19 protein-coding genes are annotated in these 21,981 nt (G+C 58.2%); 13 read left to right on the forward strand and 6 right to left on the reverse strand.

Features of this window, described 5'->3' with window-relative positions; translation table 11 throughout:
* Positions 1-10: 10 nt before the first annotated feature.
* The 7 genes from betA to yccS all read left to right on the forward strand — a co-directional run bounded on the left by betA (position 11) and on the right by yccS (position 11,553).
* The gene (gene betA, locus CLU80_RS11110; RefSeq protein ID WP_099757387.1) at positions 11-1,714 is read left to right on the forward strand and encodes a choline dehydrogenase; all 1,704 of its coding nucleotides are present in this window, start codon (positions 11-13) and stop codon (positions 1,712-1,714) included.
* Positions 1,715-1,995: 281 nt separating this feature from the next.
* Positions 1,996-3,438: a TldD/PmbA family protein gene (locus tag CLU80_RS11115; protein ID WP_093429882.1), complete on the forward strand. Its 1,443-nt coding sequence runs from the start codon at positions 1,996-1,998 to the stop codon at positions 3,436-3,438.
* Complete coding sequence (locus tag CLU80_RS11120; protein WP_093429881.1) at positions 3,438-4,775, forward strand: TldD/PmbA family protein; 1,338 nt, start codon at positions 3,438-3,440, stop codon at positions 4,773-4,775. Before CLU80_RS11115 ends, CLU80_RS11120 begins: the two co-directional genes overlap by 1 nt.
* Before the next feature lie 151 nt (positions 4,776-4,926).
* Positions 4,927-6,354 (forward strand): multidrug transporter subunit MdtD, encoded by a 1,428-nt coding sequence (gene mdtD, locus CLU80_RS11130; RefSeq protein WP_099757388.1) that lies wholly within the window; start codon positions 4,927-4,929, stop codon positions 6,352-6,354.
* An 80-nt stretch (positions 6,355-6,434) separates the two neighbouring features.
* Entirely contained in the window at positions 6,435-7,820 is a 1,386-nt protein-coding gene (gene dbpA, locus CLU80_RS11135) for an ATP-dependent RNA helicase DbpA (protein WP_093429879.1), read from the forward strand.
* Between the two features lie 131 nt (positions 7,821-7,951).
* Positions 7,952-9,130 (forward strand): BaiN/RdsA family NAD(P)/FAD-dependent oxidoreductase, encoded by a 1,179-nt coding sequence (locus CLU80_RS11140; protein WP_099757389.1) that lies wholly within the window; start codon positions 7,952-7,954, stop codon positions 9,128-9,130.
* Between the two features lie 230 nt (positions 9,131-9,360).
* The gene (gene yccS, locus CLU80_RS11150; protein ID WP_099757390.1) at positions 9,361-11,553 is read left to right on the forward strand and encodes a YccS family putative transporter; all 2,193 of its coding nucleotides are present in this window, start codon (positions 9,361-9,363) and stop codon (positions 11,551-11,553) included.
* Between the two features lie 121 nt (positions 11,554-11,674).
* On the opposite strand, the gene CLU80_RS11155 is transcribed toward yccS, so the two are convergent.
* Positions 11,675-12,412: a substrate-binding periplasmic protein gene (locus CLU80_RS11155; protein WP_099757391.1), complete on the reverse strand. Its 738-nt coding sequence runs from the start codon at positions 12,410-12,412 to the stop codon at positions 11,675-11,677.
* A gap of 254 nt (positions 12,413-12,666) precedes the next feature.
* Here CLU80_RS11155 and CLU80_RS11160 point away from each other — a divergent pair, with 254 nt between their 5' ends.
* A complete protein-coding gene (locus CLU80_RS11160) occupies positions 12,667-13,119 on the forward strand; it encodes a GNAT family N-acetyltransferase (protein ID WP_099757392.1) in 453 nt (150 codons plus the stop codon).
* Between the two features lie 186 nt (positions 13,120-13,305).
* On the opposite strand, the gene CLU80_RS11165 is transcribed toward CLU80_RS11160, so the two are convergent.
* From CLU80_RS11165 to CLU80_RS11175, 3 genes are read right to left on the reverse strand one after another with little or no spacing between them, the layout of a single operon-like run.
* Complete coding sequence (locus tag CLU80_RS11165; RefSeq protein ID WP_099757393.1) at positions 13,306-13,602, reverse strand: winged helix-turn-helix domain-containing protein; 297 nt, start codon at positions 13,600-13,602, stop codon at positions 13,306-13,308.
* 24 nt (positions 13,603-13,626) lie between these two features.
* Entirely contained in the window at positions 13,627-14,121 is a 495-nt protein-coding gene (locus tag CLU80_RS11170; protein ID WP_099757394.1) for a M48 metallopeptidase family protein, read from the reverse strand.
* A gap of 43 nt (positions 14,122-14,164) precedes the next feature.
* Complete coding sequence (locus CLU80_RS11175; protein ID WP_093429874.1) at positions 14,165-16,288, reverse strand: putative bifunctional diguanylate cyclase/phosphodiesterase; 2,124 nt, start codon at positions 16,286-16,288, stop codon at positions 14,165-14,167.
* 321 nt (positions 16,289-16,609) lie between these two features.
* On the opposite strand from CLU80_RS11175, the gene CLU80_RS11180 reads away from it, so the two are divergent.
* The 5 genes from CLU80_RS11180 to CLU80_RS30210 all read left to right on the forward strand — a co-directional run bounded on the left by CLU80_RS11180 (position 16,610) and on the right by CLU80_RS30210 (position 20,235).
* Positions 16,610-17,278 carry a polysaccharide lyase family 7 protein gene (locus tag CLU80_RS11180; protein WP_093429873.1) on the forward strand — a complete coding sequence of 223 codons (669 nt, stop codon included), beginning with the start codon at positions 16,610-16,612 and terminating at the stop codon, positions 17,276-17,278.
* 468 nt (positions 17,279-17,746) lie between these two features.
* Complete coding sequence (locus CLU80_RS11185; RefSeq protein ID WP_099757395.1) at positions 17,747-18,109, forward strand: DUF6124 family protein; 363 nt, start codon at positions 17,747-17,749, stop codon at positions 18,107-18,109.
* A 102-nt stretch (positions 18,110-18,211) separates the two neighbouring features.
* The gene (locus tag CLU80_RS11190) at positions 18,212-18,463 is read left to right on the forward strand and encodes a helix-turn-helix domain-containing protein (protein WP_007913766.1); all 252 of its coding nucleotides are present in this window, start codon (positions 18,212-18,214) and stop codon (positions 18,461-18,463) included.
* Positions 18,460-19,659: a type II toxin-antitoxin system HipA family toxin gene (locus CLU80_RS11195; protein ID WP_099757396.1), complete on the forward strand. Its 1,200-nt coding sequence runs from the start codon at positions 18,460-18,462 to the stop codon at positions 19,657-19,659. The genes CLU80_RS11190 and CLU80_RS11195 overlap by 4 nt, the downstream gene beginning before the upstream one ends.
* Before the next feature lie 303 nt (positions 19,660-19,962).
* Positions 19,963-20,235 carry an Ig-like domain-containing protein gene (locus CLU80_RS30210; RefSeq protein WP_286079729.1) on the forward strand — a complete coding sequence of 91 codons (273 nt, stop codon included), beginning with the start codon at positions 19,963-19,965 and terminating at the stop codon, positions 20,233-20,235.
* Between the two features lie 178 nt (positions 20,236-20,413).
* Here CLU80_RS30210 and CLU80_RS11200 read toward each other — a convergent pair whose 3' ends face one another.
* Positions 20,414-21,697 carry a type II toxin-antitoxin system HipA family toxin gene (locus CLU80_RS11200; protein WP_099757397.1) on the reverse strand — a complete coding sequence of 428 codons (1,284 nt, stop codon included), beginning with the start codon at positions 21,695-21,697 and terminating at the stop codon, positions 20,414-20,416.
* Positions 21,690-21,953, reverse strand: a complete 264-nt coding sequence (locus CLU80_RS11205; RefSeq protein ID WP_286079730.1) for a helix-turn-helix transcriptional regulator — start codon at positions 21,951-21,953, stop codon at positions 21,690-21,692. Before CLU80_RS11205 ends, CLU80_RS11200 begins: the two co-directional genes overlap by 8 nt.
* Positions 21,954-21,981: the final 28 nt, after the last annotated feature.

Below are 21,981 nucleotides of genomic sequence, written 5' to 3' on the forward strand. Positions count from 1 at the left end.
GGTGCATTCAATGTCCCAAGAATTCGATTACATCATCATCGGTGCCGGCTCGGCCGGTAACACCCTGGCGACCCGTCTGACTGAAGACGAAGGCGTCACCGTTCTGCTGCTCGAAGCAGGCGGTCCGGACTACCGCTTCGACTTCCGCACGCAAATGCCCGCTGCCCTGGCATTCCCGCTGCAAGGTCGTCGCTACAACTGGGCCTACGAAACCGATCCAGAGCCACACATGGACGGTCGCCGCATGGAATGCGGTCGCGGCAAAGGCCTCGGCGGTTCTTCGCTGATCAACGGCATGTGCTACATCCGTGGCAACGCGATGGACTACGACGGCTGGGCAAAACTGCCAGGCCTGGAAAACTGGTCGTACCTCGACTGCCTGCCGTACTTCCGCAAAGCGGAAACCCGCGACATCGGCCCGAACGACTACCACGGTGGCGAAGGCCCGGTTAGCGTGACCACGCCGAAGGCGGGCAACAACCCGCTGTTCCACGCCATGGTCGAAGCCGGTGTGCAGGCCGGTTACCCGCGCACCGAAGACCTCAACGGTTACCAGCAGGAAGGCTTCGGCCCGATGGACCGCACCGTGACGCCGAACGGCCGTCGTGCATCCACCGCCCGTGGCTACCTCGACGTCGCCAAGAAGCGTTCGACCCTGACCATCGTCACCCACGCCCTGACCGACAAGATTCTGTTTGAAGGCAAGCGTGCCGTCGGTGTGCGTTACCTGGTCGGCGATGCGGAAGAACGCGTTGAAGCCAAAGCGCGCAAAGAAGTGCTGCTGTGCTCCGGCGCCATCGCTTCGCCGCAGATTCTGCAGCGTTCCGGTGTCGGCCCTGCCGAACTGCTGAAATCCCTCGACATTCCGGTGGTTCACGATCTACCAGGCGTCGGTGAAAACCTGCAGGATCACCTTGAGCTGTACCTGCAATACGCTTGCACTCAGCCGGTTTCGCTGTACCCGTCGCTGCTCTGGTACAACCAGCCAGCCATCGGTGCCGAGTGGCTGTTCAACGGCACCGGCATCGGCGCCAGCAACCAGTTCGAAGCCGGCGGTTTCATCCGTTCGCGTCCGGAATTCGAATGGCCGAACATCCAGTACCACTTCCTGCCGGTAGCGATTAACTACAACGGCAGCAACGGTGTGAAAGAGCACGGCTTCCAGGCACACATGGGTTCCATGCGTTCGCCAAGCCGTGGTCGCATCCAGGCCAAGTCGAAAGACCCGCGCCAGCACCCGAGCATCCTGTTCAACTACATGGCCACCGAGCAAGACTGGCAGGAATTCCGCGACGGCATTCGCCTGACCCGTGAAATCATGCAACAGCCGGCGCTCGACGCTTTCCGTGGCCGCGAAATCAGCCCGGGCATCGAAGTGCAAACCGATGAGCAACTGGACAAGTTCATCCGCGAGCACGCCGAAACCGCGTTCCACCCGTCCTGCTCGTGCAAGATGGGCACCGACGAGATGGCTGTAGTGGATGGCGAAGGTCGCGTGCACGGCATGCAGAGCCTGCGTGTGGTCGATGCCTCGATCATGCCGATCATCACCACTGGCAACCTCAACGCGCCAACGATCATGATCGCCGAGAAAATCGCCGACAAGATCCGTGGCCGCCAGCCGCTGCCGCGTAGCACCGCGCCGTACTACGTCGCGGGCGATGCGCCGGTGAAGGGCAAGCCGATGCGTGATATCACCCCGGCTGCTCAGTAAGACGTAATACCGAGGCGCGGCCTTCGCGAGCAGGCTCGCTCCCACAGTAGATCTCCAGTGAACACAAAATTTGTGAACACCCGGAATCCAATGTGGGAGCGAGCTTGCTCGCGAAGGGGCCCTCACATTCAGCAAAAATTCCCCCGCTACACAGTAAATCCCCCTACACCCCCTCTTCACTTGATCCTACCCCCACGCAGGCCTACTCTAGACCTCGCGCAACCGTTTCACCCCCTCCCCGCCGCTGCTCTACCGCTTCCCCCTGACAAGGAGGTTCCCGAATGTTCGATTTCCACCCCCAGCTCAAGCAGCGCTTCGCTGCCTTGCGCACGGGCGCTGAGTTTTTTTCCCTGCGGTATGTACGCGAGTCCGGGCAATATCTGTCGGTGCGCAAGAATGTCGCCGAGCCGCCGAGCCTGAGACGCGACGAAGGCGCGATGCTCACCGTGCGCGTCAATGGCGTTGAGGCCTACGCGGCGACCAACGACCTCTCGCAACAAGGTCTGCAAGCCGCCCTCGAACGCGCCGAGCAGCAAGCGCGTCGGCTCAAACCGCACGCCTTGCTCGACCTGCGCGATCAGCCGGTGTCCAGCGATCGTGCTGATTACTTTTCACCCAATCTCGACCAAGCCTTCCCGTCCCTGAGCGAATGTTTTGAGCTGCTCGGCGCGGAATCCGCCTCGGTGCCAAAGGATGAGCGCCTGGTGAATTGGGAAGTGAGCATTGGCATTACCCACGTCGAACAGATCTACCTGAGCAGCGCCGGGGCTGAATTGCGCCAAGCGCAGCGCTTCGTCTATCCGGGCCTCGACGTCACCGCTTACGATGGCAACGACAGCCAGACCCGTAGCCTTGGCCGCGAGAATTTCGGCCAACAGGGCGGCGCTGATGTGATCAGCCGCTGCGGTTTGATCGGCGCCGGCCCGCAAGTCGCCGATCAGGCCCTGCAACTGCTGCTTGCGCCGAACACCCCGCAAGGCCCGCGCGACCTGCTGTTGATGCCCGATCAAATGATGCTGCAAATCCACGAATCCATCGGCCACCCGCTGGAACTCGACCGCATCCTCGGCGACGAGCGCAATTACGCCGGCACCAGTTTCGTCAAAGCCAGCGACTTCGGCAGCCTGCAATACGGCTCGAAACTGCTCAACGTGACGTTCGATCCGGGCATTCCCGAAGAACTCGCCAGCTATGGCCACGATGACGATGGCAGCAAGGCCAGCAAACAATTCCTGATCCGCGATGGCCTGTTGTTGCGCCCGCTGGGCGGTGCGCTGTCGCAGTTCCGCGCCGGTCTCGATGGCGTTGCCAACAGCCGCGCCTGCGGCTGGAACCGCCCGCCGATAGACCGCATGGCCAACCTCAATATCGAACCGGGCGATCAGCCTCTGAACAAACTGATCGAAGGCATCGAGCACGGCATCCTGATGAGCACCAACCGCTCATGGTCGATCGACGATGCGCGCAACAAATTCCAGTTCGGCTGTGAATGGGGCCAGTTGATCGAAAACGGTGAACTGAAAGGTGTGGTGAAAAACCCGAACTACCGGGCGATTTCCGCGCACTTCTGGAAAAGCCTGCGCGCCGTCGGCGACGCCAACACCGTCAAGGTGCTGGGCACGCCGAACTGCGGCAAGGGCGAACCGAACCAGGTGATCCGCGTCGGCCACGCTTCGCCGGCCTGCGTATTCAGCAACGTTGATGTGTTTGGGGGAGACGCCTGATGAGCATTTCGAAGAGTCAGTCCGACGCCTTCAAGGTCATGGTCAATTGGCTGCGCGACAGCGTGCGCGAGCCGGAACAGTTCACCCTCAGCTATGCCGCAGAATCCTCGGCGTTCGTGCGTTTCAATCACGCCAAGGTGCGTCAGGCCGGGCAAGTGCAGCAGGCCAATATCGTCCTGAAACTGATCAACGACGGTCGCCACGCCGACCTGCAAGTCACCCTGTCCGGTGATCAGGAAGGCGATCTGCAACGCCTCGCCGAAGGCCTGCAACAACTGCGCGAAACCCTGCCGCTGCTGCCGCAGGATCCGTACCTGTTGCTCAACCACAACGGCTGGCAGAGCAAAAATGTGCAGGAGCATCCGCTGCCGGACACCGAACAGGTTGTCGATGAAATCTGCGCTGCCGCTGAAGGTCTGGATCTGGTGGGTTTCTATGCCGCCGGCCCGATCAGCCGTGGTTTCGCCAGTTCTTCAGGCGCATTTGGCTGGCATCAGGCCAACAGCTTCAACTTCGATTTCAGCCTGTTCCACCAGAACGGTGAAGCAGTGAAAGCCAGCTACGCCGGGCATGACTGGAGCAGCGAAGGCTTCGCCAAGCGCTTCGGCCAGGCCCGCGAGCAACTGGAATTTCTCGGCCGACCGCTGCGCACCTTGGCGCCGGGGCAGTACCGCGCGTATCTGGCACCGGCGGCGCTGGAAGAAATCATGGGCATGCTGAGCTGGGGCGGTTTCTCGGCGCAGTCGATCGCCAGTAAGAGCAGCCCGTTGCAAAAGCTGTATGTCGGCGATCAGGCGTTCAGTCCACTGCTGTCGCTGGATGAGAAAGTCAGCGAATCGCTGAGCCCGGCGTTTTCCGGCGAGGGTTATCCGCGCAGTGATTTGCGCCTGATCGTCGAAGGCAAGGCTGGTGATCAACTGGTCGGCTCGCGCAGTGCAGCGGAATATGGCCTGACCGCCAACGGCGCCGGCGGCGGGGAAATGCCGAGTGCGTTGAACATGGCGGCGGGAGATCTGGCGCAAGCAGAGATCCTCAAACAGTTGGGCACCGGGCTGTACATCAGCAACCTGTGGTACCTGAACTTCTCGGATCAACCGGCGGCGCGCATGACCGGCATGACTCGGTTTGCGACCTTCTGGGTCGAGAACGGCGAGATCCAGGCGCCGGTCAGCACCATGCGCTTCGACGACAGCGCTTACAGCCTGCTGGGTTCACAGCTGGAAGCGTTGACCGCCGAGCGTGAGTTGTTGCTGTCGGCGAGTACGTACAGCCAGCGCAATACCTCGTCGGCGTTGCTGCCGGGGGCACTGGTCAGCCGGCTGACCTTGACCCTGTAAACGCAAAACCTGTGGGAGCGAGCCTGCTCGCGAAAGCGGTAGATCAATCGACATCGATGTTGAATGAAATGGCCTCTTCGCGAGCAGGCTCGCTCCCACACTGACCGCGCTCGACAATGGATATGCATTAACTCCAACGACAAGAGGTCCCATGCCCAACCGCCCGCCTCTCGACGCCATCACCGCACGCTGGTTGCCGTGGGTCGTCGCCATTGCGTTCTTCATGCAGTCCCTCGACGGGACCATCCTCAACACCGCCCTGCCGGCCATGGCTCGGGATCTGGCCGAAGACCCGTTGCGCATGCAAGGCGTGATCATCGCCTACATGCTCACCGTGGCCTTGCTGATACCGGCCTCAGGCTGGATCGCCGACCGTTTCGGCACCAAGAAAATCTTCTTCGGCGCGATCTTGTTGTTCAGCTTCGGCTCGCTGCTCTGCGCCTTGTCGAGCAGTCTGAGCATGCTGGTCGGCGCCCGGGTGATTCAGGGCCTGGGCGGTGCGCTGATGCTACCGGTTGGGCGACTCGTCGTACTGCGCGCCTATCCGCGATCCGAACTGGTGCGGATCATGGGCTTCATCACCATCCCCGGCCTGCTCGGTCCGCTGATCGGCCCGACCATGGGCGGCTGGATGGTCGAGTACCTGACGTGGCACTGGATCTTCCTGATCAACCTGCCGGTCGGCGTGATCGGTTGCTACGCCGTGTGGAAATTCATTCCCGACCTGCGCGGCACCGAGCGCACGCGTTTCGATAGCCTGGGTTTCCTGCTGTTCGGCGCGGCGATGATCCTGATCACCATCGCCATGGAAGGCCTTGGCGAACTGCACTTGCCGCATCTGCGGGTGATGTTGCTGCTGTTCGCCGGTCTGGCGTGTCTGGCGGCGTACTGGTTGCGCGCCGGGCACATCGAAAACCCGCTGTTCGCGCCATCGCTGTTCAAGACCCGCACGTTTGCCGTCGGCATTCTCGGAAACCTGTTCGCCCGCCTGGGCAGCGGCGCATTGCCATTTCTGGTGCCGTTGCTGCTGCAAGTGGCGCTGGGCTATTCACCGTCGCAAGCGGGGATGAGCATGCTGCCACTGGCGGCGGCGGCGATGTTTGCCAAGTGGATGGCACGGCCGCTGATTGAGCGGCTCGGTTATCGTATCGTGCTCACCGGCAACACCCTGGCACTGGGGATCATGCTGGCAAGCATGGGCCTGGTCAGCGAGCAGACGCCATACTGGTTGTTGCTGTGCCTGCTGGCAGTGCTGGGCGCGATCAACTCGCTGCAATTTACGGCGATGAACACCGTGACGCTGATTGATCTCGACGATGCCAGCGCCAGCAGCGGCAACAGCTTGCTCTCGGTGGTGGCGCAGTTGTCATTGAGTCTGGGCGTTGCCTGCGCCGGCGCGTTGCTCGGCGGGTTTACCGCAGAGATCGGTAACGATGGCGTGGAGACCGTGCTCGGCGCGTTCCAGCTGACCTTCGTCACCGTCGGCATCATGGCGATGCTGGCCGCGACGATCTTCTCGCAACTGTCGAAAGAAGACGGCCGCCGCGCCAAACGTCCGGAAGAACACATCGAACATTAACCACTGTTCGTCCAGAACTTTCGAAGAAAGTGGCACGGGGCTGCTACACTGCGCGACATTTTGTTTTGCAGGCCAGTCCCGTGACCACCATCGCCACCGCTTTTAATACTCTGCCGCTGTCCGCCGCCATGCTGGCTAACCTCGAATCCCTCGGTTATGCCCAGATGACGCCGATCCAGGCGCAGAGCTTGCCGGTGATCCTCAAGGGGATGGACCTGATCGCCCAGGCCAAGACCGGCAGCGGCAAGACCGCCGCGTTCGGCATCGGCCTGCTCAACCCGATCAACCCGCGCTACTTCGGTTGCCAGGCACTGGTGATCTGCCCGACGCGTGAGCTGGCCGACCAGGTCGCCAAGGAAGTCCGTCGTCTGGCCCGGGCCGAAGACAACATCAAAGTCCTGACCCTGTGCGGCGGCGTGTCGTTCGGCCCGCAAATCGCTTCGCTGGAGCACGGCGCGCACATCATCGTCGGCACCCCGGGGCGTATTCAGCAGCACCTGCGCAAGGGTTCGCTGGTCCTCGACGGCCTGAACACTTTGATCCTCGACGAAGCCGACCGCATGCTCGACATGGGCTTCTACGACGCCATCGAAGACATCATCGTCAAAACCCCGGAGCGCCGTCAGACCCTGCTGTTCTCTGCCACTTACCCGGTGGGCATCAAGCAACTGGCGTCGAAGTTCATGCGTGATCCGCAAACGGTGAAAGCCGAAGCGTTCCACGATGACACGCAGATCGAGCAGCGTTTCTACGAGATTTCCCCGGAAGATCGTATGAGCGTGGTGACCAAAGTCCTGCACCACTTCCGTCCGGCGTCCTGCGTGGCGTTCTGCTTCACCAAGCAGCAAGTGCAGGAAACCGTCGATCACCTGACCGCCAAAGGCATTTCCGCCGTCGGCCTGCATGGCGATCTGGAACAGCGTGACCGCGATCAGGTGCTGGCGATGTTCGCCAACCGCAGTACCTCGGTACTGGTTGCCACCGACGTCGCCGCCCGTGGCCTGGACATCGATGCGCTGGACATGGTGATCAACGTCGAACTGGCGCGCGATTCGGAAATCCACATTCACCGCGTTGGCCGTACCGGTCGCGCTGGCGAGAAAGGCATCGCGATCAGCCTGGTTGCACCGGGCGAAGCGCACCGCGCGCAAGCCATCGAACAACTGCAGAAATCGCCGCTGAACTGGGATCAGGTCGATAACCTCAAGTCCCAGGGCCTCGCCCCGCTGCAACCGCCGATGACCACCCTGTGCATCGGTGCTGGCCGTAAAGACAAGGTTCGTCCGGGCGACATTCTGGGTGCACTGACTGGCGATGCCGGCATTCCGGGTGCACAGGTTGGCAAGATCGCGATTTTTGACTTCCAGGCTTATGTAGCCGTTGACCGCACCGTGGCCATGCAGGCCTTGCAGCGTCTGAACGACGGCAAGATCAAAGGCCGTTCGCTGCGCGTCCGCATCCTCTGACCTGATCGTTCCCACGCTCTGCGTGGGAATGCATCCCGTGACGCTCCGCGTCACATAACAACGGACGCAGAGCGTCCATGGCGGCGTTCCCACGCAGAGCGTGGGAACGATCATTGTGTGAGGACACCGTTTTGCGCTCTACCGAAGTCGTGATCATTGGCGCAGGCGCCGCTGGGTTGATGTGTGCACTGACCGCCGCCGGGCGTGGGCGTCAGTTGTTGCTGCTCGACCACGCGAACAAGGCCGGCAAGAAAATCCTGATGTCGGGCGGTGGCCGCTGCAATTTCACCAACATGTACACCGAGCCGAGCAATTTCCTCTCGCAGAACCCACACTTCTGCAAATCCGCGCTGGCGCGCTATACCCAGTGGGATTTCATCGGCATGGTCGGCAAACACGCCGTGCCGTACCACGAGAAGAAACTCGGCCAGTTGTTCTGCGATAACAAATCCAGCGACATCCTCGAAATGCTCCTGACCGAGTGCGATCAGGTCGGTGTCGAGCTGCATCTGGACACGTCGATCCAGACCATCGAGAAGATCGAAAGCGGTTACCTGCTCGACACCACACTGGGCCAGATCCAGTGCCAGTCGCTGGTGATCGCCACCGGCGGTCTGTCGATCCCGACGCTGGGCGCCACCGGTTTCGGTTATCAAGTGGCCAAACAGTTCGGCCATGAACTGCTGCCGACCCGCGCCGGTCTGGTGCCGTTCACCATCACCGATCAACTCAAGGAACTGTGCACCGAGCTGTCCGGCACTTCGGTGGATTGTCTGGTCAGCTGCAACGATCAGAGCTTTCGCGAGAACATCCTCTTCACTCACCGTGGCCTCAGCGGCCCGGCGATTTTGCAGATTTCCTCGTTCTGGGAATCCGGCGACACGGTTGAGATCAACCTGCTGCCGGATCACGACGCGGCGAGCTGGTTGCAGCAGCAAGTGGCCGAGCGTCCGAACAGTGAATTGAAAACTCTGCTGGGTGAGATTTTCACCAAGAAGATGGCCAATCTGCTGGCGGACAACTGGTTCGTGTCCAAACCGATGAAGCAATACACCCACGCCGAACTGGCGGAAATCGCCGACAAGCTGGGTAGCTGGAAAGTCGTGCCAGCGGGGACTGAGGGTTATCGCACGGCCGAAGTGACCCTCGGCGGTGTCGACACTCGCGAAGTCTCCTCCAAGACCATGGAATCGCTGAAAAGCCCCGGCTTGTATTTCATCGGCGAAGTGCTCGACGTCACTGGCCACTTGGGCGGTTTCAACTTCCAGTGGGCCTGGGCCTCAGGCTACGCCGCTGCGCAGTACGCTTAACTCAAGGCCAAATACAAAACCCTGTAGGAGTGAGCCTGCTCGCGATAGCGGTGAATCAGTCGATGAATGCATTGGCTGACACACCGCTATCGCGAGCAGGCTCACTCCTACAGTTGTTATGTGTGATGCAGTAAGGAACACTTTTTGCTGTCAGATGTGATCGGCGCCATTGCGTCGGCGTCATTACTGGCTCAATTTAGCGGCATCGCCTCGGAAGGCCCTCGCACTTCATGTCCTCGACCTCGTTTCGTCAGTCTTTGCGGCGCCTGTGGGCGCTGGATAAATTCAGCTACAGCGTGCGGGTGTTCATCGCCCTGACCGGCAGCATGGCGCTGTGTTGGTATCAGGATGAAATGGGCCTGCTGATCCCGTTATTCCTGGGGATTATCGCCAGCGCCCTGGCCGAAACCGACGACAGTTGGCAGGGCCGCCTCAATGCCCTCGCCGTGACACTGGTGTGTTTCAGCATCGCCGCGCTGTCGGTCGAATTACTCTTCCCCTACCCCATCGTGTTTGCCATTGCTTTGGCGCTGGCCAGTTTCGGCCTGACCATGCTCGGTGCGCTCGGCGAGCGCTATGGCGCGATTGCTTCGGCGACGCTGATTCTGTCGGTATACACGATGATCGGCGTTGATCAGCGCGGCGGTGCGGTCACCGATTTCTGGCACGAACCGATGCTGCTGGTCGCCGGTGCCGCGTGGTACGGCTTGCTCTCGGTGTTGTGGCAGGCGCTGTTTTCCAACCAGCCGGTGCAACAAAGTCTGGCGCGCTTGTTCCGTGAGCTGGGCTTTTACCTGAAGCTGAAATCGTCGCTGTTCGAGCCGATCCGGCAGATGGACGTCGAAGCCCGGCGGCTGGAACTGGCCCAGCAAAACGGTCGCGTGGTGGCGGCGCTGAACAGTGCCAAGGAAATCATCCTGCACCGCGTCGGCAATGGCCGCCCCGGATCGAAAGTCAGCCGTTACCTGAAACTGTACTTCCTCGCTCAGGACATCCACGAACGCGCGAGTTCTTCGCACTATCCGTACAACGCACTGGCCGAAGCGTTCTTCCACAGCGACGTGCTGTTCCGCTGCCAACGCCTGTTGCGCCAGCAAGGCAAGGCCTGCCGCGCTCTGGCCGAATCGATCCAGATGCGCCAGCCATTTATTTATGACGCGAGTTTCGCCGAAGCGCTGGGCGACCTCGACGCCTCCCTTGAACACCTGCGCATCCAGAGCAATCCGGCGTGGCGCGGACTGTTGCGTTCGCTGCGCGCACTGGCGGCCAACCTCGGCACCCTCGACCGTTTGCTCAGCGACGCGAGCAACCCCGACGCCTTGGCCGACGCGACTGACAGCAGCCTGCTCGACCGCTCGCCGCGCAACCTCAAAGACGTCTGGGTGCGCCTGCGCACGCAACTGACGCCGACGTCTCTGCTGTTCCGGCATGCCCTGCGCCTGCCATTGGCGCTGAGTATCGGTTACGGCATGGTGCATTTGATTCACCCGTCGCAGGGTTACTGGATCATCCTCACCACGCTGTTCGTCTGCCAGCCGAACTACGGCGCGACGCGGCGCAAACTCGGTCAGCGGATTTTCGGCACCGCCATCGGCCTGACCGTGGCGTGGGCATTGTTCGATCTGTTCCCGAGTCCGTTGGTGCAGTCGTGCTTTGCCATCGCTGCCGGCGTGGTGTTCTTTACCAACCGCACCACCCGCTACACCCTGGCGACAGCGGCGATCACCATCATGGTGTTGTTCTGCTTCAACCAGGTCGGTGACGGTTACGGACTGTTCCTGCCACGGTTGTTCGATACCTTGCTCGGCAGCCTGATTGCCGGCCTGACGGTGTTCCTGTTCCTGCCGGACTGGCAGGGCCGACGCCTGAACAAAGTGCTGGCCAACACTCTGACCTGCAACAGCATCTACCTGCGCCAGATCATGCAGCAATACGCCGCCGGCAAGAGTGATGACCTCGCCTATCGGCTGGCCCGCCGCAACGCGCACAACGCCGATGCGGCGCTGTCGACAACGCTGGCGAACATGCTCATGGAGCCGGGGCATTTCCGTAAGGAAGCCGATGTCGGATTCCGCTTTCTGGTGCTGTCGCACACGTTGTTGAGTTATCTGTCAGGGCTGGGTGCACACCGCGAGACGCAGTTGCCGGCGGATGTGCGCGAGCATTTGATTGATGGCGCCGGGGTGAAACTGGCGACGAGTATTGATGAAATTGCCCAAGGGCTGGCCAACAAGCAGCCGGTGGCGATTCAGAGTGACGAGGAAGAAGCGCTGGCCAATGAGCTGGAGCAGATGGCCGATGAGATCGATGAGGGGCAGCGGTTGGTGCAGACGCAACTGGCGTTGATCTGTCGGCAGTTGGGGCCGTTGCGTACCTTGGCGGCGCACCTTATCAAGGACACCAGTGAGATCAGCGCTGGCTGACAGGACGCCTTCGCGAGCAAGCTCGCTCCCACATGTGTTCTGTGTCGTTCACAAATCCAATGTGGGAGCGAGCTTGCTCGCGAAGAGGCCATCAGCCACACAAAAAATTCTGGATCAGCCCTCACATGCCATGCTGGCGAAGCAACTTGTCATAACTCCCATCCGCCTTCATCGCCGCAATCGCCTTATCAAACCCCGCGACAATCTGCTCATGCTGCGGATTCTTCAGGCTCACCAATATATGCAGGCTGTTCTCACTCAACGGCTTGGGTAAAAACTCCACCGAATTGCGCACCTTGGCGGATTCCCGCGCCAGGTAATACTTCGCCACATACTCATCTTCCAGCGTCAGCTTGACCCGATCCGCCGCGAGCATGCGCACGGCCATGGCGAAGTTGTGCACAGGGACTTTCTGCAACGCCGTGTCGGCATCGAACGGCGCCGAATAGGCGTAGCCGCGCACCACCGCAATCGGATAGGTGTGCAGTTGCTGCAGATTGGAATAGTCGAGTGGCGTGTCTTTGCGCTTGAGAAAGCGGATGCGGTTGAGCAGGTATTCCCCGGAAAATTGCCCGAGCTTGGTCCGCTCGTCGTTGTACCAGGCGTTGACCAGCACATCGTAACGGCCCTCCCCCACGCCAAGCAGCGCCCGTGCCCACGGCACCTGCTCGTAACCGCTGGCGTAACCGGCTCTGGACAGCGCGGTGCTGACAATGTCGGTGGCCAGGCCGCCGTTGACCAGCGTGTCGTCGGTAAAGGGTGGCCAGATATCAAACACCAGCCGCAGCTTATCCGCTGCAGCGGTCTGAGCCAGCAAGAGCAATCCGATCAAAGCAAAGGCTCGATGCAAACGCGGCATGCTTGAAATCCTTAGCGGGCAAGTTGCCCAGCATGTTTTCAGCCAAAACCCCAAGGCCCCTTACCGGCAAAACCCAGGCCCTAACATTAGCTCATTGCAGCCAATGCACAGGGCTCTCCAGCAGATTACACAAAGTCACCGAGGCTGCGAGAAAGGAATGATGGCATTTTGACCTTTGTCACAGACTCTTACGCCATACAGACATCTTTGCCACAGGCGCTTAGTATCGGGCGACACGTTCAAGGAATCGGCAAATGACAATCGAATGGGTCTGCAAACATCACAGTGATCTGGGCAAGGAACAGCTATACGCACTGCTGAAGCTGCGCTCTGACGTGTTCGTCGTCGAGCAGAAATGCGCCTATCCGGACCTCGATGGCCAGGATCTGGAAGGCGACACCTATCACCTGATGGGTTGGGAAGATGATCAGTTGATGGCGTATCTGCGCCTGCTCGATCCGGAATCCCAGGGTGGTGACGTGGTGATCGGCCGCGTGATTACCGCACCGCAGGGGCGCGGCAAAGGGCTAGGGCATGAAATGATGGAGCAAGCACTGAAACAGGCCGAGAAGCATTGGCCGCAGGTGCCGATCTATCTGTCGGCGCAGGCGCATTTGCAGGGGTATTACGGCAAGTACGGGTTTGTTGTGGCGGGTGAGGAATATCTGGAGGATGACATTCCGCATATCGGGATGCGTCGTTCCTGAAGAGCCCCTCACCCTAGCCCTCTCCCGGAGGGAGAGGGGACTGACCTTATTGTCTTGCGGCAGACATCGACCTGAAAAGCCGAGTCGATTATGGATTCAGAGAAATTCGCTCAAGTCGGCGTACTTCTCCAATATCCCCCAATCGGCTCCCTCTCCCTCTGGGAGAGGGCTGGGGTGAGGGGCTTTTCAGGGATATCCCAGAACTGCCTTGATCTGCCGCAAATTACGCTCGATCCACCCACGATCAATCGCCCCCCACTCGCGAATCCGATAGCGCCCGGCGTGATTGCGCGCACCCTCTTCCTGCTCAAATTCACAGACGATATCCAGATCCGCCAACGCGGCAATCGTGTCCTGCGCCGTGCGCCGGGGCATGCCGGTCACGTCGGTCAGCGTCGGCACGCTCGGCGCCAGACCGCTGTCGATCAGGTACGCCACATACAAGCGGCGGTAGAAACTGCTTTTGGTCTTGCTGACGTCCATCCACACCTTCCTGGTTGCGTACTGTTAAGCCTGCATATCGCGCCACGTCAGGTACACACGCAGATCAAACTCGACCTGGTGATACCCCGGCAGCATGTGCTCGCACAATTTATAGAACGCCTTGTTGTGATCCGACTCTTTGAAGTGCGCCAGTTCATGCACCACGATCATTTTCAGAAAGTCCGGCGCGGCGTCTTTGAACAACGAGGCGATACGAATCTCTTTCTTGGCCTTGAGCTTGCCGCCCTGCACCCGTGAAACCGTGGTGTGCAGACCCAGAGCGCGGTGGGTCAGGTCGAGGCGGTTGTCGAACAGCACCTTGTCGATGGCCGGGGCGTTGCGCAGGTACTCCTGCTTCAGGTCCAGCGCGTAGCTGTACAAAGCCTTGTCGCTCTGCACGTCGTGTCGCCCTGAATAGCGTTGATTCAGGTAATCACCCAGACGCCCTTCGGCAATCAGCTGGCGCACCTGGTCCTGCAATTGCGCGGGATAGGCCTGGAGGTACTTCAACACAGTCATGGACGAGCGACACGGTTCGAAAAGGTGCGCCAGTGTAGCGAATTCAACCGGGCAGCGCGCTCCAGTCAAACGGTTCGGCGAAGCTGACCGCATCCTCGGCCATCAGCGGCCGCGCGACGAGGAAACCCTGCACGTATTCGCAGCCATGGGCTTGCAGCCATTGGTATTGCTCGATGGTTTCCACCCCCTCGGCAATCACCAGCAAACCGTATTGTTTGCACAGACTGATCACCGTACTGACCAGCGAGGCGTCGCGTTTGGAGTCCGGCAACCGCGCAATAAGATGGCGATCAAGCTTGAGGGTATCCAGCTCCAGATCACGCAAATGCGCCAGCGAACACGGCCCGGAACCGAAGTCATCCAGCGCCACCCGCACGCCCAGATTGCGCAGCAACCGCAGTTGTTTGCGGGTTTCGTCGGGATTCTGCATCAGCGCTTCTTCGGTGACCTCGACCTCCAGTTGCCGAGGCTGCAAGGCATGTCGTTCCATCACCTGACGCAACTCGGTGACCAGATTCGGCAGGCTGAACTGGGTGTTGCTCAAACTCACACCGAGCACCAGATCTTCGGCAAACAGGGTTTCCCAGGCTTTGCGCTGACCGGCACCACGATGATAAATCCAGCTGCCGAGGCGGCTGATCAGCCGCGCCTCTTCCAGCAACGGCAAGAACAACCCCGGCGGCACATCGCCAACGCTCGGGTGCTGCCAGCGCAACAAGGCTTCGAAGCCACGAATCTGGCCCGTGTCGATGGCCACCTGCGGCTGATACACCAAGTTGAAATCGCGGTTCTCGATGGCGGCACGCACGCTCTCTTCGAGCATCAACCGCGAGCGCGCCCGGCCGTTCATTTCATGATCGTAGAAACGATATTGTTGGCGCCCGGCGCGCTTGGCTTCGTACATGGCGATGTCGGAGGCACGCAGCAACCCGTCAAGGTCCGAGCCGCAGTCCGGGTAAGTGGCGATGCCGATACTGGCGCCTAGAGCGATGTCCAACCCTTCAATCTGCTGACAGATCGACACCCGTTCGATGAGTTTTTCGGCAATCTTCGCCGCTTGCTCGGGAAACTCCAGATCCAGCAGCGCGGTAAATTCATCGCCGCCCATGCGCGCAAGAATGTCGAACGGCCGCAGACATGCCTTCAATTGCTCGGAAACCCAGCGCAACACCCGATCGCCGGCATCGTGGCCTAGCGAATCGTTAACCCGTTTGAAGCCGTCGAGATCCAGATACAGCAACACCCAGCTGCTATCACTGCGCTCGCCACGCAGCAGCAGGTTTTCAACGGTCTGGTAAAACCCGCGTCGGTTGAGCAACCCGGTCAGTGGATCGGTCACCGCTTGAAATTCCAGTTGCTGGTGCAAGTGCCGGACCACCGACATATCGAGCACGGTCACCACCATCGCGTGTTGCTCGCTGGGCAGCGCGGCGCAGGACAGCGCCACCGGCACTTGCTGGCCGGGCGCGGTGCGCAACAAGGCGTCGTGGAGTCTTAGCGTCTCGCCACGCCTGTAGCTGGCATAAAACTCGGAATCGGCCCACAGCGGAATGTGCGGTTTCTGCAGGTAGTCGAGAAATTCCTTACCTTCCAGTTCCTTCACCGGGGCATTGAGCAGTCGTGAAATCGCCGGGTTGGCAAAGCGGATCAAACCGTCCTCGCCCACCACCAATATCCCTTCGGCAGCGTTATCCAGCACCGAAGCATTGAAGGCGCGCGCCAACTCCAGATCATGACTCAAGCGCTGCAACGCGCGGCGATTGCGCTGATGTTCCAGCAACGCCTGAACTTTGGGCTTGAGGATCTGCGGGTCGAACGGCTTGAACAGGTAATCCACCGCGCCACTGGCATAGCCTTTGATCACGGCGTCCTGGGATTGCTCGTTGGCAGTCAGAAAGATAATCGGCGTCAGGCGCGTGCGCTGGCTGCCACGCATCAATCGCGCAACTTCAAAGCCATCCATGCCCGGCATCTGCACATCCAGCAGCACCAGATCGACGTCGTGGGAGAGCAGAATATTGAGCGCTTCGAAACCGGAGGCTGCGGTGAGGACGTGCCAATCCTGGCGCTGCAGCAACGCGCGCATGCTGATCAGATTTTCAGGGTAATCATCAACGATCAAAAGGACAGAGCTGCCTTCACCTGGCGGGGGTTGCGCGCATTCCATGCTGCTTCTCTTGTCGGGACTTTCGGTCGGTTTCCGATAAAAACCGCACACATACTGAGCCTTCACTCTAGTACTGGATCCAGGAAAGCAGAAGCTGTCATCAGGCCATCATTTAACCAAAGAGTGAATTTGCCGACTAACGGTCACCGCTGAAGCCCCCGGAAACCGGCAGAGATGGCATTTCGACAGGATGTTGACGTCAATCATCTGCCAAACGGGCATTAACAAAAAATCCCTCTACGCTTATAAAGGCCGCCCGAAAAGGCGCGGGCTAGAGCTTCTGGCACCCGCGTTCAGGATGAACTGAGTGGAAGAACCGACATGATCGACCTCGCAACCTGGAACCTCAGCGTTCCCGTTGGCAGCCCGCCATACACCGTCGAAACCTCAAAACTGGTGAACGGCTTCAAAGATCAGTACTTCCATTCCGACACCGGCACCTTGTTCTTCTGGTCACCGGTTACCGGGTCAAAAACCGAAAACGCCATTTATCCGCGCACCGAACTGCGCGAAACCTACAGCAACGGCACCCTGCGCAACTGGTATTACCCGGATGCCGACAATTCATTGCGCGCGACCGTCACGGTGAACAAAGTGCCGAGCTCCGGCAAGATCGTCATCGGCCAGATTCATGCTTATGAAAGCCAGAAGCCGATGGTCAAACTTGAGTATCAGTACAAGACAAAAACCGAGACCGGCAACTTGGTGATCAAGGTGCGCATGCATCCGGACGAGGATGAGAGTCGCGTCATCACGCTGGCGACCGGGATCAAACTGGATCGCGAATTCAACTACTTGATTCACCTGAGTCCTGGCGGTGCGTTGGGTGTGAGTGCGGCGGGGTATCAGTGGGATTCACAGATCAGTGCAACTTGGCGCAACAAGCCGTTGTATTTCAAGGCTGGGGTTTATGTGCAGGACAACACCGGGTACACCAGCGAAGGTGGCCAAGTGACCTTCTCCAAACTCGACATCGATCACGATAAATAACCCAAACCCCACTGCAGGATCTGCCGAAGGCTCGGGCCGCGATCGGACGATCTTTTGATCTTGTTTTCGCTTCTAAAAAGACAAAATCAAAAGATCGTAGCCTTCGGCAGCTCCTACCTTTAAACAGTGCTGTTTAGATCTGTGGGCGGTTACTTCCAGATGCCTACAACACCTTGCGTCGTTGCCTACCACTACGCCAGAATCCGCCGGCTTGTGCGCCTGGCGGGCCATCGGTAACTTGATTCGCGTCACTGATTTCCAGTGATCGGGTTTAGTAGCCCGTGGTTACGCGAAGCGTATGTGCATCCGTTCAGTCAGGTATTTCTAAGCCTGCACTTGATGGTAGCTGTACGCAGGGCGCCTTCGGGTGCGCCGGTCGCGTCTCCCCGGTCTACTAACCTGCGTTCAGCTGCCACCCTCTTCGTTTAGTAGCGATCCGGTGTCGGCTCCATTTACCGGAGACGAAACATGATCAGATCAACGCCACACCCACCAGAAACAGATCCCGCATCCCCTTACGAATCCCTCGACTCAAAAAAACTCAACGACGCCGCCGAGCGCGCCCTCGACCATTACCTCAAACCGTCCGCCTTCATCATGGCCAGCACGCACAAACCCGAGCCCATGTACCTCGCCAACCCGAAGTACAACACCGAATCCCTGCTGGCCAACGCCAGCGAAACCCTGGGTTCAGCCAGCGAAATGCTCAACAACTTCGCCGCCATGCTCGATACCTCACACCGCAAGACTGCCCTGGGCATTGCGCAAGTGGTCATGCTCGGTGAATTGGCGGTGAATCAGGCACTGGATCATGTCGAACTAAAGGAATAACCCGTCCACAAAAAAACCCGCCTCTTGGCGGGTTTCCTAGGTCAAATAGATTTAATGTTCCGTATACGCTACATTGACATCAAAATGTTACGGTAGCGCAACATGGATTACTCTCTATTGATCACCCGTCTCGGCATTCAATTACGTGAAAAACGTATAAATCGTGGCCTGACGCAGGCGCAGCTTGCCGATCTGGCGGGACTGACGCGATACAAAGTCATCGCGGTGGAGAAAGGCACCCTTTCTGTCGGCATGATCGCTTACGCGCGCGTCTTGGCTGCTTTGGACTGCGAGCTCTCGGTGGTTCCAGCAACGATGCCAACCCTTGAAGAGCTTGGAGATTTATTCGAATGAAAATGTCCTCTCTTCAAGTCAGTACCCCTGAAGGTAATAGCGGCAGACTGTTCAGCGATGCCGAGGATTTCACTTTCCGTTATCACGAAGATGCATCGCCACAAATGGCGATCAGCCTCTCGATGCCTGTGCGACATGACGAATTTCGTCGGCGCGAGCTGCACCCTGTTTTTCAGATGAACCTGCCAGAAGGCTATGTACTGGAGCAGTTGCGCAACCGCTTGGCCAAAACTGTGAACGTCGACCCGATGCTGCTACTGGCGCTTTCCGGCAGTACATCGCCGATTGGCAGGGTTCATGTACGCTCTGAAACCGTTGATGCATTGTTGCAGGCACAAGAATTTCCGGGAGAAAAACTCGAAGAGATTCTCACGTGGGACGGTACGCAAGATATCTTCGCCGACATGCTTGATCGCTACATCCTGCGGGCAGGCATTTCAGGTGTTCAACCCAAATTGCTGGTGCCGGAGCGGCAAGAAATAGAGTTGCCGAGAGTGACATCCAAAACCTCGGATCTGATCATCAAGAGTGGAAGAGACGAATTCCCGGGCTTGGCGATCAACGAATTCCTTTGCATGTCCATGGCGAAAGAGGCGGGTATTCCCGTTCCACCGTTTTACCTTTCCGACAACGCCAAACTGTTTGTCATGCGTCGATTTGACCGCGACGACCAGCTCAATCCGATTGGGTTTGAAGACATGGCAGTACTGATGGGGCTATCGGCTAACCAGAAGTACAGCAAGAGTTATGCGGCAATCGCCAAGGCTGTTCGAGTGTTTTGCCCGTTGAGACACTTGCGTACGTCGCTTGATCAACTCTTCGAGAGCGTTGCCCTGAGTTGCATCGTTGGAAATGGCGACGCTCATTTGAAAAACTTCGGTTTGCTCTATTCCGAACCGACGCAACGCGATGCGCATCTGGCGCCCGCTTACGACATCGTCAACACCACGGCCTATATTCCAGAAGATGTTCTGGCATTGGATCTGGCGGGCAACAAGTCAATGTTCGCCTCACGACAAGGACTACTGGAGTTCGCTCACACCTGTGAAATCGACCAACCCAAGGAGCGCATTCAGCATCTGCTTGCCTCGGTTGAAGCGGTGCTCGAGCGCTATCCTCAATATCGCGAACAGGCGCCCCATGTGGTCAACGCCATTGAACACGCGGCAGCGCCATTTTCTCTGACTTTTGGATAGCTTCGTTACCGCGAGAAACCCCTCCCACAAAAAACCCGCCTCTTGGCGGGTTATTTATCAGAACGATTTAAAACAACAAGATGCCCCCTTCGAAGCGCCACCTGAATTCAGCATAAAAGTAATAACCCAGAATAAATCTATCGCCAATGAACATTAAAACCTGTCAGTTATTACAGGTCCCCCTTATAAGATAACCGCTTAACATTCCCTCAAGCCAAGAGTAAACACAGAAATACAATTGGCTGAACTTGCCTCATTCAGAAACCAGGCAAGGCCCCACAAACATTACAAGGAGTAATAAATATGGCTAATGAAACACGTATCACAGCCATCCGAAAAGACGTAAATGCCTTTTTCATTACCGGAACATCCGTTCCTAACCGCAAGATCTACGTCACACTATCTCCAAACGGTGCGACTCAGTTAGGATCAGGAGATTCTTACGCAGACGGAAATTTTGGATTTACAATTAGCTTCCCAAATAAAGGCGTACAAAATGTTGTTGCAACAGCCTTGGTAAATGGTGTTGCTGACAATACAAAATGGTCAGACGTATATAAGTTCACGGTTGACTAGTTTAAACGTTAGAAACTCATACTTTCTGCTTTGACAAACTGTAAAAACCGCCTTTCAGGCGGTTTTTTATTTATGCAGTTAAAAAACCCGCCCGAGCCGAAGCCAAATGTTCGACTCCCCTCCAATAAAAGTGAAATATAGAACGCCGGCACCTGATGAGCACCCGATCCTAGCAAACTCACTTCGAGCGTTTCTTCCTCGCATCCAATACAGGCTTACGCTTCAACCCCGACCCAACCGAGTCATTCAAGGCAACTGCACGCCCGACATCCCATTCGCGCTGCATCCCCACAAACAATTCAGCATCCACTCGCGACCGATGAGCAGTCAGTGCCTGACTCATTGCCTCAGCTATCCGGTCGATGATCAATGCCGGCCTATCCACCGCGCAGTGTTTGCGACCGAACTCAACCAGTTGCTGGCGATCCGGGTAGTCTTTGGTTTTATTCATTTTGATTGCCAGGGTACGGTCAACCAGTGACCGCCCGGACTTCGGGTTGTAGTTTTCATAGACCGTGGTGGTCGTAACATCGTAAATCGGGGCTAACTGCACGGTTTCTGGAGCCGCGGGCTGCGTGTATATCACGCCGAAGTTCTTCAGATGTGCATCGCCATTGCGCACCATCACCGAAAGGCAGACTGACGAAAAGTATCGCTCCAGCTCTCGTATCGGTTCGGCATGGCGACATACCTGGCGGATGACAGCCGCGAGGGTTTCATAGCTCTGCGAATACTTGTAATTGTCGTGAGGATCTTTGTTAAGACCCAACAGTACCGCCATGTCTTCGAAGCCGAGCCGGCCAGACGACGTCAGGTCAAACCGCTCCATGACAAATAGCTCACCGCTCTCGGAAAGCCAGAACGGTGGTGTTTCCAATCCTGCCATCCTCGCCGCCTCCAGACACAGAAACTCGTTCTGGGCCAAGTGCTCATACTCCTCGGCTCCTGATTTGACGATAAGATCGGAGCTGAGCATTGTTTTTCGGCTACCGGTGAGTTTGTCCAGGTCAGGCACCAGTACCTTGGGCTGCACTCCGGAAATACCCGACTCGAAGTAGGTTTCAACCAGAAAGTTGAAAACACCCTGAGAGGCGTCGGCAGACAGAATGTCTTGCAGACCGACCTGTGCGCGCACAGCGGTAGAGGGCTCAGTCGGATTTTCATAAGTAAGGCGCCCAATCTGATTACCGCCAATGACCGATAGCAGGCGCATTTCATCGACCTGCATATGCTTGGCCATCCGGCGCTTGATCTGATCGGCCAGAAAACCTTCGGGCACATTCATATCAAATATTGGGTGCAGTACATTGCTCACTGCGGGCGTCGGGTCATAGGGCATGACCAACGAGACTTCCCGAGACGCTTCTGCCGTCTGGTAGGCAAACGAGAACTGCGAACCTTTGGATAGCTCGCCCGCGCAGCCTTGCGGCGTCATGACGTTGAGTCGTTTGACCTTATTCATCATGCTCTACCAGATCGGCGAGCGACTTGAGATCGATTCGGTTGTCGACGATTTCAAGCGCCATGCCCAACGCGGCAATCACCCGGAACACGGTATAAAAAGCGACGTTTTCACCGGCCTCAAGATCGATGATGGTCTTGCGACTGCATTTGGCCTTATGCGCCAGCATTAGCTGACTGTAGCCCTTGGCTTTTCGCAGCTGACGAATGCGTTCGGCGAAAATCGCAGGATTGTTCAGGATCAAAATGTCACCCATATCGGACTTTAAGCTGATAAAAATCATT

Origin of the sequence: Pseudomonas sp. 29, assembly GCF_002754355.1 — a bacterium.
GTDB lineage: Bacteria > Pseudomonadota > Gammaproteobacteria > Pseudomonadales > Pseudomonadaceae > Aquipseudomonas > Aquipseudomonas neuropathica.